This is a genomic window from Streptococcus caledonicus (assembly GCF_042656225.1).
In the GTDB taxonomy this organism is placed as follows: Bacteria; Bacillota; Bacilli; order Lactobacillales; family Streptococcaceae; genus Streptococcus; species Streptococcus caledonicus.
On the sequence record NZ_JBHSOJ010000016.1, the window covers coordinates 509,601 to 522,126 of the forward strand.

Below are 12,526 nucleotides of genomic sequence, written 5' to 3' on the forward strand. Positions count from 1 at the left end.
TTGTGGTATAATGTAACGAACAGAACCGCTAAATGATTCATCACCTAGAAAGGAAAATTCTTAAATTGTATTATAAATTTCTACTATTCGAAGTTTTTATAAATTTCTGTACTTTTTTGTTATAATAATTTTTGCATTATTGGATATTTGCAATATGGAGGAGTAGAGCATGCATATTGGAGAACTTTTTTCCATGTTTCGAAAGGAACGAGGAATTACGTTGAAAGAAGCGACGGGTAATCAATTTTCAACTTCGATGTTATCACGTTTTGAAAATGGGCAGACGGATATTTCAGCTGAAAAACTCTTTCAAGCCTTGGACAATATTTATCTGGATCCCGAGGAATTTTTGCACCTGTTGCGAGGATTTCATATGTCTGATTTTCAACGTTTTCAAATGCAAGTTAACAGATACAGAGATAATAAGGACATGGATGCTCTTCTCCGACTTCAGGAGGAAGAAGCGCAGGCTATCACTAAAGATGGCAAAAAGCAATACCATCGCTTGAATCAGTTGGTAATTTCAACGATTTTGGATGAAGATTTTGGAAAGAAAATGCCGAGGGCAGAGTTAAAAGAGGTGGAAGATTATCTGTTCAAAAACGGTGTCTGGGGACAGTACGAGCTTTACATTTTTGTCAGAAGTATCAACCTTTTCCCATCTGATTTAATGGTAACCTACTGCCGTGAACTCTTGCACCGCATGGATTTTTTAGATAAGCATTACAATAATCGTTTACTCATGCATTCTATTTTTTTGACTGCCCTATTTATTAGCATTGAAAGAAGACGATTTTCAGATGCTCAATATTTTGAAAAGCAGATTAACCAGTATTTTGACGATGATAGAGAATTGTATCTGCGTATTGTCCTTAAATTAGCACAAGCCACTTTGGAATATTGTCAAGGTGGCACAGAAGCTAAGCAGGAGATTGATGACTTGATTGAGACACTCATTAAGCTTGACGCTAGCGATTTTGCTCAATATTATCGCAGGGAGATTGACAAGATTCTTCAAAATTGCAAATAGTCAAAAAAGTTCTGAAAAGGACTTTTTTGTTATCATTAAACTATCAAAATAAGGAGGAAAAACTCATGACTGATTTTATCGAAGAACTCAACAAGAAATCTGTTGATACAACTTCTAGTATTGAAACAAGAAAATGTGATGTTGTTACAATTTCTTGTTAATTAGCTGACTGTTAGAATCTGCGAGTATGCTATTTCAAAATTGCTAGCTGCTCTCAGAGAAGTAGATAGAGGAAAATCTTTACAATTTAAGCCAGGTTACTGCTCACCCTATCTGATAAATGGCAGTGCTGGCGCCATAAAAGTTTTGATGACTATTGACTGTGAGAGATTTGATAAAGAAATCTTGGCGATGGCTGATGCACTTTGCTTTGACTTTGCCCAAGGACCAAGATTTTTAGATGGTATGCTTGGCTGTATAGATGCACTACTAGATGTTTATGAATGGTCTGCTAATCCTAAGTATCTGGAATTTGCCAAGAAGCAACTGACGATTTGCTCCATCTATTTAACTCATGATCAATTGGAAGTCGCTGACTTTATCTATCAGTATCAAAGACTTAGAAAGAAAACTAGCGTATGAAACTTGTCTTAAAAAATCATTTCTTCCGAAGAATGGTTATGTCTAACTTTTTAAACAATCTTGGTAGTGCCATTTATAATCTGGTTTTTGTCATCTATGTGGCGGAGGTCTACCATTCCAAAACCATGCTTTTCATCGCTAACAACATCATGATGTTGCCTATTTATTTCCAGATTTTTGTAGGGTTTCAATCGGACAAGACTAAAAACAAGTCAAGAGCTCTTTTGATTTCAGGTTATGTCCAAGCTCTGCTTTTTATCGGAGTGGCATGGTTGACACAAAACGCTACCTTTGTCACCTTTTCTCTTATCTGTCTTATTAATGTTATCAGCGATATGCTTGCCCTCTACAGCAGTAATTTACGTCTGCCACTTTTTAAGCGATTTCTAGGAGAAGAAGAATTACGCGAAGCCTTTTCTTTCAATCATTTTGTTAGAATCCTTTCAAATATCGGAGGGCAATTCCTAGGAGTTTGGCTACTGACGATTAGTCATAACAACTATGGCTTGGTTGCTTTTCTTAATGCTCTGACCTTTTTCTTATCAACAGTGTTACTCATCGGTATCTTCAAAGACTACGATAGCTTAGTTGAAAAAGAAGCACAGAACAGTCAAGAAGAGCCAGAAAAGTCTAAGAAACAGTCTCTAAAAGGGGCTTGGAAAGTTTTGCAAGGCGCTTTTGAAACTGTAGGCAGTGGTATTTCAGTTAAGCGGCTTCTTTTAGCTTTGACCTTACAATTTACCCTTGCTGGAGCTGAAAATGTCATGTTTAACATGTACTTTCTCTCTCATCCCATAGGGATTTTAAGCTATGAGCAGATTTTGATAGCCCTCAACCTCGTCTCAACAGCAGGTCTCGTTGCTGGTGATTTGACGCCAAATGACTGGTTTAGCCGGCAAACCTATCCTTTCTTGCTCATCTGCAATGGTCTTTTGGTAGCTCTCTTTGGTTTTCTCTGTCTCTTGAATTACCAAGGCTATTTTTTGCTGGTTCTCTTGTTTATGACCGGCTATATTTTTGCCAAATCAAGTCCTAAACTAACCAGTGAATTGCTAATCGCGATACCCGAAGATTACTTTGGTCAGGTTATGGGGCTTATATCCACCATTACTCAATTAGCCATTCCTGTTGGAGGCTTCCTCCTATCAGGGCTACTGGTCTGGAATGAAACAGCTACGTGGATTCTTTACACGTTAATAGCTGCAGTGAGTGTATTATTACTTTCTGTGAAGAAAAAGCTAGCGCAGGACTGAGAGTACAGAAATTTTTAGAAATTTCGGCTCATTGTCAACTGTAGTGGGTAGATGTTAGCTAACATCTCGAGAGGACCAAATTGGTCTTCTCTTTTTTGAAATCAGTTGAAGTAAGCGATACATCCAAGCAGTTAAAACTCTTGAAAGTGCTTGGTTTCAAGGGCTTTTCGTATATGGTTGAAAGATAAATATCTAGAGGAAGTAGTTCTTAGCATAATGACAGATTAGCAATTTTGATTGAAATAGGTAATCGTTTGGATTGTTTCAAATCGTTTGCTGTTTTAGTAATGTGATGAACTTTAGTACTATAGCATAGTCAGTTTTGATTGTTTTGTAGCACAGTGTGTGTTAAAATGTATTTACGAAATATCTTTACAAAGAGGTGATGATTATTATGGCAAGCACTCAACCAGTAAATTTCAGAGCAGATTCTGCTTTTTACCAACAAACAAAACAAATATTGGCGGATGAGAACGTGACCATGTCTGATGTGCTCAATGCAGCCCTTCGTAAAATTGCGACTGGAGCAGTTGATCCAAAAGAGTTCGTCACCAGCGATTCTCAGGAGACGCAGTATCAAGTTGCTTTTGAGGATTTGAAAAAGGAGATTCTGATTGGTCATCAAGAAATCGAGCAAGGTAAGCTGACTGCTTTAGCGGATGTGAGAAAGGAATTTGGTCTTGACTAATCATAAACGTTATCATGTTTCTCTTACAGATCAAGCAAAGAAAGATTTACGAGAAGTTCACGACTATATTCTACTCAATTTTTATAGTCAACAATCGGCTGATGGGAAACTTGACCTTGTTCTAACAGCTCTTGAAACCTTGGAATCTTTTCCAGAAGCCTGTCCGTTGGTTTCTAGACGAGGCTATGGTGAACTGACAAATGATGGTAAACGCTATCGTTACATGCCAATTGAGCATTACTTGGCCTTTTACTATATTGAGAACTATAATGTCTACGTTGCTAGAATTCTAAGTTCTAAGCAAAATTGGGCTAAGTTATTTAATAAGTGACTGTCGTATTACCCTAGAAAGGAAACTCCCTAAATTGTATTACAAATTTCTACTATTCGACCTTGATCACACGCTTCTTGATTTTGATGCGGCTGAGGATGTGGCTTTAGAAGCATTATTAGCCGCAGCTGGAGTGACTGACATTCAAGCTTATAAAGATTACTATGTGCCTATGAATAAGGCCATGTGGGAGGATTTGGCTGCTGGGGAAATCAGTAAGCCCGAACTCATCCGCACGCGCTTTGCTAAGTTATTTGCCCACTTCGATCAAGAGGTGGACGGTGCTTACATGGCAGAACGTTACCAGCACCACCTCAGTCAGCAGGGACAGGTGTTTGATGGGGTTCCAGAGTTTTTGGAGATCTTATGTCAGCAGGGCTACCGCCTTTTTGGAGCAACCAATGGGGTGACCTTTATCCAAAAAGATCGCTTAGCACACTCAGGACTTGCCACGTACTTTGAGAAGATTTTCATTTCTGATGAAGTTGGCCATCATAAACCTGACAAAGCGTTTTTTGAAACCATAGCAGAGCAGGTGGAAGGGTTTGAAGTATCAAAAGCCGTCATGATTGGAGATAGTCTTTCAGCAGATATTCAAGGCGGTAGCAATGCTGGGATTGATACGATTTGGTTTAATCCACTTCGGTTAGTCAACGATAGTACAGTCATTCCAACCTATATTGTTGAGACTTATGACCAAATCGTGGACATTTTACAAACTGTTGAAGCGAAAACACACTAGTCACCAATGGCACATCAATCAAAAAGAGTGGATTAGTTCCATTCTTTTGTCGTTTTACAACGCCTTTAAAAAAGTCTATAATGGTCACAAGATAAGGAGAATATATGTTTGGACTACAGAAAAAATTACCTGGCTTGTTACTTTGTATCGGACTTGCTATACCAGCTTGGTTGCTTGGGAAGTGGCTTCCTTTAGTTGGGGCACCTGTTTTTGCGATTTTTCTTGGTATGTTAGCAGGACGTTTCCATCAAAATCGTGAAAAAACCCGTTTAGGAATCACTTTCACATCAAAATACCTGTTACAGACAGCGGTGGTACTCTTAGGCTTTGGTTTGAACCTTTCCCAAGTCTGGGCTGTTGGATTAACGTCGTTACCGATTATCATCAGCACTATTGTAACTGCACTACTGACTGCCTATATCTTGCAGAAGTGGCTCAAACTGGATGTGAATACCACAACTCTAGTCGGTGTTGGGTCTTCTATCTGCGGAGGCTCTGCTATTGCTGCGACAGCGCCAGTTATTGAAGCCAAAGATGAAGAAGTTGCTAAGGCAATCTCCGTCATCTTCCTGTTCAATATCTTAGCTGCGCTTACTTTTCCAACGCTGGGAGAGGTGTTTGGCCTGTCTAATGAAGGTTTTGCCCTATTTGCGGGAACGGCAGTCAATGATACCTCTTCTGTAACAGCGACAGCGACAGCTTGGGACGCCATTCACGGTAGCAACGCCCTAGATGGCGCAACCATTGTCAAATTAACCCGTACCTTAGCCATTATTCCGATTACACTAGGCTTGTCCTTTTATCGGAGTTATCAGTTTTTGAAAAATGGCGGAGCTGCTCAGTCAACTTTTAGCTTTAAGCGAGCTTTTCCGATGTTTCTCCTTTATTTCCTATTTGCTTCGCTGTTAACAACCCTAGTTAGTAGTCTGGGAATGACAGTAGAATTCTTTGACCAATTTAAAATCTTATCAAAATTCTTTATCGTCATGGCCATGGGAGCTATTGGCTTAAATACAGACATCGTCACATTAGTCAAAACAGGTGGTCAAGCTATCGGTGTTGGTGCCACTTGCTGGACTATCATAACCTTTACCAGTTTGTACATGCAAGCCTTATTAGGAATTTGGTGAATAAAGAATACATAAAAAGAATGACGTTAATTTCGGAGGAAATACATGACCCCTATTTATTTTTTAGACGGATTAGGTAGTAACCGTCATTATGTTACTCGTTTGGAGGAGGCTTTGATTGAACAAGGTTTTGAGTTGATCTATTTAGCCTTGCCTGGACATCCTAATAATTTTAATTGCCCTACAGAAACCTTAGAAGATTTGACTGCGTGGTTTGACAAGCAGACTCCAAAGACTCCTTTTATTTTGATGGGATTTTCTCTAGGAGCGGATTTTGCAGCTTATTTAGCGAAACAGTCTTCTCATGTCTCGCATCTCATTTTACTTGATGGTGGCTTTATGGATTTTGACGTTTTTGGGTATTCCTTAGAGCAAGAGTTGGCGGACACTAAGATTTATTTTGCTTCTGAGACCTTTGCGGATTTGGGAGAAAAACTGCGCGAAGAGGAGAAAAGTACTGACTATTGGGGTGAGGACTTGGAAAAAGCAGTACGCTATGCCTATGTCAAAAAAGAAAATCAGTACCAGTTAAATCTTAATTCAGAAATTATTCTTAATCTCCTAAAAATCAGACGTGACTGCCAGTTTGTGATTTCAAAACCAGACTTTTCGGTTCCAACACTGATGATACTCTCAGATAGCCCAGCTGAATTCTTAGACTTCAAACAAACACAATTAAGTAAAATTGGAAATAACCATGTCACTAGTAAAATTCTTTCAAACACCACCCATCAACTCTATCTTGAAAGGCCTAATCAAGTAGCAGTAACACTTAGAGATTTTGTGTCAAATTTTTCAAAATGTCTTTAAACCCGTATTCTTTTGTGATACAATGAAACAGTACCTCATAAAAAAAGAGAAAATAAATGGTTGAAAAGCGTTTTAAAGGGATAATGAGATCTCTTGTCCCAGGGATTTTGTTTCTTGGGATTGCAATCCTTTCAACAGTTGCTTTTATGGCAACGACAGGTGTCGATAATCTTTATCGAAAAGGGGAGATAGTCCAAAGTAGTAACTTATCAAATGGTAATAAGGCGCTAGTAGTGACAGCGATTATACCAGAACCTCTAACGACAATTGAAGGCTATAATAGCAACCTCTACTTGGTAGAATATGACAATACGGATGGGACATTTGGTTATATCGGACTTGAATCAGATGCGAAAGACCCAGTTCTAGAGAAGCTGATTGCTAAAGGTGATGAGCTGGTTGAAAAACCAGAACGCATTGAAGTAGAACTCGTGACAAGCTCTAGTCAAGAAAATGGTATTGAAGGCTACGAAAGTTTTATTCAGGAGACATTTGCTGGAACAGATTTAGAAGGACGTGTTAGCCGAACTTATTACGCTTCCTTACGTGAAGTAAGTAGTACACGCTGGATGTCTTATGCCCTCATTGCTGTAACTGGACTTATTGGTATTGCCTGCTTAGTAGGTGGTGTATTGACCGTGCGCCAAAACAAACGCAACTATGAGGCGCTTTATCTTGCTTATCCAGACTTGCATGGCAACTTGGACAATATCATTAGGGAAGCTACTTACCATGATGAACGTCTAGGGCTCTTGGTTTATAAGACACACTTGATTTCTTATAAAGTGAAATTCTACGCCATTGACCTAACACAGGTGACCTCTCTTTATCATCATATCATTTCAACTAAAGCTTACGGTTTGATTACGACCTCACGCCATTCACAATTGATGGTAACTTTGGTTAATCAGAAGAAAGTGCAAAAGGTTTTCTTTAAAAATATTGGTAAATCAACAGATGATGAACTCCAACCTTTATTTGCTCTGATTGAACAAACATATCCTAATATTTCTTTAGGTTACGACCAAAAGTAATACATTCATTTACTGCTTAAAAACGAGGTTATTCCTCGTTTTTTTGTTATAATATGACTATGAATAATACGATAAAGCATAAATTAGAATTACTTCCTGATAGCCCGGGGTGTTATCTCCACAAGGATAAAAATGGGGTGATTATCTATGTGGGTAAGGCAAAGAATCTGAAAAATCGTGTGCGTAGCTATTTCCGTGGCAGCCACGATACCAAGACAGAGCTTTTGGTATCAGAAATCGAAGATTTTGAATTTATTGTTACCGAGTCTAATATTGAAGCTCTGCTTTTGGAAATTAACCTCATTCAAGAAAATCTTCCTAAGTACAACATCAAACTCAAAGATGATAAATCTTACCCTTTTATTAAAATTACTAAGGAACTTTACCCAAGGTTGCTAATTACCCGTCAGGTCAAGAAAAATGATGGGCTCTATTTTGGTCCATATCCTGATAGTGGCGCAGCCAATGAGATTAAAAAGCTCCTTGACCGAATTTTTCCTTTTAAAAAGTGTAAAAATCCTGCTAATAAAGTCTGCTTTTATTATCATATCGGCCAATGTAATGCTCATACCATCTGCAAAACCGATAAGTCCTACTGGGATGGTCTGGTAGATGATGTTAAAAACTTCTTAAATGGTCATGATGATAAAATTGTCAATGACTTGAAAGCTAAGATGATGGCAATGGCAGAGCAGATGGAATTTGAACGTGCTGCTGAGTACCGTGATTTGATAGAAGCAGTTGGAACCCTGCGTACCAAGCAGCGCGTTATGAATCAAGACATGCAGGATAGGGATATTTTCGGTTACTATGTCGATAAGGGATGGATGTGTGTACAAGTTTTCTTTGTTCGTCAAGGAAAGCTTATTCAGCGAGATGTCAATCTGTTTCCATACTATAACGAACCGGAAGAGGATTTTTTGACCTATCTGGGGCAGTTTTACAGTGACAGTAGTCATTTGATGCCTCGCGAGATTTTTATTCCAGCTAATATTGACCAAGAATCTGTTGAAGCCTTGGTAACGGCTAAAGTCACAAAACCTCAAAAGGGTGAGAAAAAACAACTGGTTAATCTAGCGACAAAAAATGCCCGCGTCAGCCTTGAACAAAAATTTAGTTTACTGGAAAAAGATTTGGTTAAAACACAGGGAGCTATTGAAAATCTTGGAAGTCTGCTTGGCATTGCAACCCCACACCGTATTGAAGCCTTTGATAACTCCAACATTATGGGAACCAGCCCAGTTTCTGCCATGGTTGTTTTTGAAAATGGAAAGCCTAATAAAAAGGAATACCGTAAATATAAGATTCAAACGGTTGAAGGACCAGATGATTACGCCAGCATGAGAGAAGTTATTCGCAGACGATATGGCCGTGTGAAGCGAGAGGGATTGGTACCACCAGATTTGATTATCATTGATGGTGGTCAGGGACAGGTCAATATTGCTAAAGATGTTCTGAAAAATGAGCTCAATGTGGTCATTCCTGTTGCAGGTCTTCAAAAAAATGACAAGCACCAAACGCATGAATTGCTCTTTGGAGAACCTTTAGAAGCGATTGACCTTCCAAGAAATTCTCAGGAATTTTTCCTGCTACATCGTATCCAAGACGAGGTTCACCGCTTTGCTATTACCTTCCACAGACAAGTGAGAAGTAAGAATAGTTTCTCTTCAAAATTAGATGGCATAGAAGGTTTGGGTCCTAAGCGCAAACAGGCACTGCTCAAACACTTTAAATCAATCACAGCCATTCAGAAAGCGACAATTGAAGATCTTAGAGCACTTGGTCTTCCAGAAAAAGTGGCGGAATCTGTTTTGGAGAAATTGAATACGACAGAAGAGACGAATTAATGAGGAGATTTTGAGATGAATACATACCTTATGTTAATTGTTTTGGTCCTTTTATTGGTCTTAGTTATTTCAAATTTATTCCTAAATCCCTTGTCGAAAACCAGCTGGTCAGATCCTCTGTTTGTTCAGCGGAGTATCGGTGTTGGGATAACCATCAATCTGAAAAATCGCTTGGGATGGTGGATTTACATGATTGTCTCGGTGGCTTTGGTTATCTTACTAGCTATGGTGTTTCTAGATAAATCTTGAAAGTGTAGTTCCGCCATTTCCCTAAATCTTAAAATATGATAGAATGTAAGGGTGATTATAAAGAGAAAGAGGAAGTCAGATGAAATTCCTAGAATTAAATAAAAAGCGCCATGCAATCAAGCAATTTAATGATCAGCCTGTTGATGTCAAAGATGTGCGCACAGCTATTGAAATTGCGACATTGGCGCCAAGTGCCAATAACATTCAGCCGTGGAAGTTTGTCATTGTGAAAGAGAAAAAAGCAGAGCTTGCTGAGTTGGCTTATAGTACCAACAAAGACCAAGTTGAAGCTTCTCAATACACCATTGCACTCTTTACAGATACTGATTTAGTAAAACGTTCACGCAAAATTGCGCGGGTCGGTGTGAAAAATTTGCCAGATGATTTAATTGGCTACTACATGGAAACCTTGCCACCACGCTTTGCTCAGTTTACAGAGCAACAGAAGTCAGATTATTTAGCACTAAATGCTGGATTGGTAGCGATGAATCTTGTACTAGCTTTGACAGATCAAAAGATTGGCTCAAACATCATTCTTGGTTTTGATAAGAGCAAGGTCAATGATGTTTTGGAAATTGACAGTCGTTTCCGTCCAGAACTCTTGATTACTGTTGGTTACACTGATCTTAAGCCAGAGCCAAGCTACCGCCTCCCAGTTGATGAAGTGATTGAGTATAAGTAAGTAGTTATTGCAGTGGGGTTCGGCGCCCCCCACACGTAGATAGTTTTTATTAGAAACGAGAAATAAAAAATGACAATTGATTTTAAAGCAGAAGTTGAAAAACGTAAAGACGATTTGATGGCAGATTTGGTTAGCCTTTTGGAAATCAATTCTGAGCGTGATGACAGCAAGGCTGACGCGGATCATCCATTTGGACCTGGGCCTGTTAAGGCATTGGAAAAATTCTTGGAAATTGCAGAACGTGACGGTTACAAAACACGAAATATTGACAACTACGCTGGTGATTTTGAATTTGGTGAGGGCGAAGAAGTTCTCGGTATCTTTGGTCACCTTGACGTAGTGCCAGCAGGTAGTGGTTGGGATACTGACCCGTATAAACCAGTGATCAAAGATGGCAAACTCTATGCGCGTGGGTCATCAGATGACAAAGGGCCAACAATGGCATGTTACTATGGCTTGAAAATCATCAAAGAACTTGGTTTGCCAACTTCTAAAAAAGTGCGCTTTGTCGTTGGTACAGACGAAGAGTCTGGATGGGGCGACATGGATTACTACTTTGCCCACAATGGTTTGAAAGACCCAGACTTTGGATTCTCGCCAGACGCCGAATTCCCAATCATCAATGGTGAAAAAGGAAACATCACCGAGTACCTACATTTCACAGGTGCCAATGCAGGTGAAGTAGTACTTGAAAGCTTTGCAGGTGGTTTGCGTGAAAATATGGTTCCAGAATCTGCCACAGCAGTTGTCTCAGGATTAACAAAAGATGATGTTGAAACTGCTCTTACTGCTTACGTTGAAGTAGAAGGGTTACGTGGTGAAGTCGTTGAAGAAGCAGGTCGATTGTCTGTAACTATTTACGGAAAATCAGCCCATGGTTCAACACCAGAAGCGGGTGTCAACGGTGCAACTCACTTGGCACGTTTCTTGAGTGTGTATGACTTTGAAGGTGGCGCAAAAGCTTATCTTGAAGTAGCTGGAGAAATCCTTCACGAAGACTTTGCTGGTGAAAAACTTGGCGTAGCCCATACAGATGACAAAATGGGTGCCCTTAGCATGAACGCAGGTGTCTTCTCATTTGATAAGTCTAGCGAAGACAATACAATTGCCCTCAACTTCCGTTATCCAAAAGGAATAGATAAAGAAACCATCAAAGCGAAACTGGAAGAAATCGAAGGGGTTGCATCTGTTAGCCTTTCTGAGCATGAACACACACCGCACTATGTGCCAATGGAAGATGAACTCGTTCAAACACTCCTATCTGTTTATGAAAAACAAACAGGCTTAGAAGGTTACGAACAAGTAATCGGTGGCGGAACATTTGGGCGTCTCTTGAAACGTGGTGTAGCCTTTGGTGCAGAATTCCCAGGAGATGAAAACACCATGCACCAAGCTAACGAATACATGCCATTGACTAACATTTATCGCTCAGCAGCAATCTATGCCGAAGCAATTTATGAGTTGATTAAGTAATATTAAAAATAAAAAGGTCATTATGACCTTTTTTCGTACTCAAAGGAAGAATACAATGAAAACACTAGAGGATATTATCTCAGCCATTATGGCTGACCATGACAATCAGGACTTCACTGAAAGAGGAATTGCTCCTCTGGTAGCGGCACCAAGGACCGCAAAGATTGTCATTGTCGGACAAGCGCCAGGGAGTCGTGCGGAGGCGACTGGCATGTACTTTAACGACCCCTCTGGGGACAATCTAAGAGAGTGGCTAGGGATTGATAGAGAAATGTTTTACAACTCAGGCTTGATTGCAGTTGTGCCTATGGATTTCTATTTCCCAGGCACAGGTAAGTCGGGTGACCTTCCACCACGACAGGGCTTTGCAGAAAAATGGCATGCGCCGATGTTTGATCTTATGCCTGAAGTCGAGCTGGTCATTCTCATTGGCAAGTACGCGCAGCAGTATTACCTAAACCAACCAAAATCAGCCAAACTTACCGATACAGTAAGGCATTTTCAAGATTTCCTGCCCCGCTATTTTCCCCTAGTACATCCATCCCCAAGAAATAATATCTGGCAGAAGAAAAATCCCTGGTTTAAAGAAACCGTTCTCCCAGAGCTTCGAAAACGTGTGGCAGAGATTTTGGGAAATGGCTGAACGATGGTATAATGGAAGTATCTATTTAAGAT

Annotated in this window: 14 protein-coding genes; all 14 read left to right on the plus strand. The window is 39.7% G+C overall.

Going from position 1 to position 12,526, the window contains the following annotated elements; translation table 11 throughout:
• The first annotated feature begins 169 nt into the window (after positions 1-169).
• Positions 170-1,030: an Rgg/GadR/MutR family transcriptional regulator gene (locus tag ACFPQ3_RS06395; RefSeq protein ID WP_156805290.1), complete on the plus strand. Its 861-nt coding sequence runs from the start codon at positions 170-172 to the stop codon at positions 1,028-1,030.
• A gap of 309 nt (positions 1,031-1,339) precedes the next feature.
• A complete protein-coding gene (locus ACFPQ3_RS06400; RefSeq protein ID WP_156805289.1) occupies positions 1,340-1,612 on the plus strand; it encodes a hypothetical protein in 273 nt (90 codons plus the stop codon).
• Between the two features lie 38 nt (positions 1,613-1,650).
• On the plus strand, positions 1,651-2,865 hold the full coding sequence (locus ACFPQ3_RS06405; RefSeq protein ID WP_161980655.1) for an MFS transporter: 1,215 nt from the start codon (positions 1,651-1,653) through the stop codon (positions 2,863-2,865).
• 394 nt (positions 2,866-3,259) lie between these two features.
• Positions 3,260-3,553 (plus strand): type II toxin-antitoxin system RelB/ParD family antitoxin, encoded by a 294-nt coding sequence (gene relB, locus ACFPQ3_RS06410; RefSeq protein WP_156805287.1) that lies wholly within the window; start codon positions 3,260-3,262, stop codon positions 3,551-3,553.
• A complete protein-coding gene (locus tag ACFPQ3_RS06415) occupies positions 3,546-3,884 on the plus strand; it encodes a type II toxin-antitoxin system RelE/ParE family toxin (protein WP_156805286.1) in 339 nt (112 codons plus the stop codon). The genes relB and ACFPQ3_RS06415 overlap by 8 nt, the downstream gene beginning before the upstream one ends.
• A gap of 34 nt (positions 3,885-3,918) precedes the next feature.
• Positions 3,919-4,626: a pyrimidine 5'-nucleotidase PynA gene (gene pynA, locus ACFPQ3_RS06420; protein WP_156805285.1), complete on the plus strand. Its 708-nt coding sequence runs from the start codon at positions 3,919-3,921 to the stop codon at positions 4,624-4,626.
• A 104-nt stretch (positions 4,627-4,730) separates the two neighbouring features.
• On the plus strand, positions 4,731-5,756 hold the full coding sequence (locus ACFPQ3_RS06425; protein WP_156805284.1) for a YeiH family protein: 1,026 nt from the start codon (positions 4,731-4,733) through the stop codon (positions 5,754-5,756).
• Positions 5,757-5,801: 45 nt separating this feature from the next.
• Positions 5,802-6,566 (plus strand): alpha/beta fold hydrolase, encoded by a 765-nt coding sequence (locus ACFPQ3_RS06430; protein WP_156805283.1) that lies wholly within the window; start codon positions 5,802-5,804, stop codon positions 6,564-6,566.
• A gap of 56 nt (positions 6,567-6,622) precedes the next feature.
• Positions 6,623-7,600: a hypothetical protein gene (locus ACFPQ3_RS06435; RefSeq protein WP_156805282.1), complete on the plus strand. Its 978-nt coding sequence runs from the start codon at positions 6,623-6,625 to the stop codon at positions 7,598-7,600.
• A gap of 59 nt (positions 7,601-7,659) precedes the next feature.
• Positions 7,660-9,447, plus strand: coding sequence for an excinuclease ABC subunit UvrC (gene uvrC, locus ACFPQ3_RS06440; RefSeq protein WP_156805281.1), 1,788 nt, complete (start codon positions 7,660-7,662; stop codon positions 9,445-9,447).
• Between the two features lie 15 nt (positions 9,448-9,462).
• On the plus strand, positions 9,463-9,696 hold the full coding sequence (locus tag ACFPQ3_RS06445) for a hypothetical protein (RefSeq protein ID WP_156805280.1): 234 nt from the start codon (positions 9,463-9,465) through the stop codon (positions 9,694-9,696).
• Between the two features lie 79 nt (positions 9,697-9,775).
• On the plus strand, positions 9,776-10,378 hold the full coding sequence (locus ACFPQ3_RS06450; RefSeq protein ID WP_156805279.1) for a nitroreductase family protein: 603 nt from the start codon (positions 9,776-9,778) through the stop codon (positions 10,376-10,378).
• A 117-nt stretch (positions 10,379-10,495) separates the two neighbouring features.
• Positions 10,496-11,851: a dipeptidase PepV gene (pepV, locus tag ACFPQ3_RS06455; protein WP_380433852.1), complete on the plus strand. Its 1,356-nt coding sequence runs from the start codon at positions 10,496-10,498 to the stop codon at positions 11,849-11,851.
• A gap of 55 nt (positions 11,852-11,906) precedes the next feature.
• Positions 11,907-12,494: a uracil-DNA glycosylase family protein gene (locus tag ACFPQ3_RS06460; RefSeq protein WP_156805277.1), complete on the plus strand. Its 588-nt coding sequence runs from the start codon at positions 11,907-11,909 to the stop codon at positions 12,492-12,494.
• Positions 12,495-12,526 lie beyond the last annotated feature (32 nt).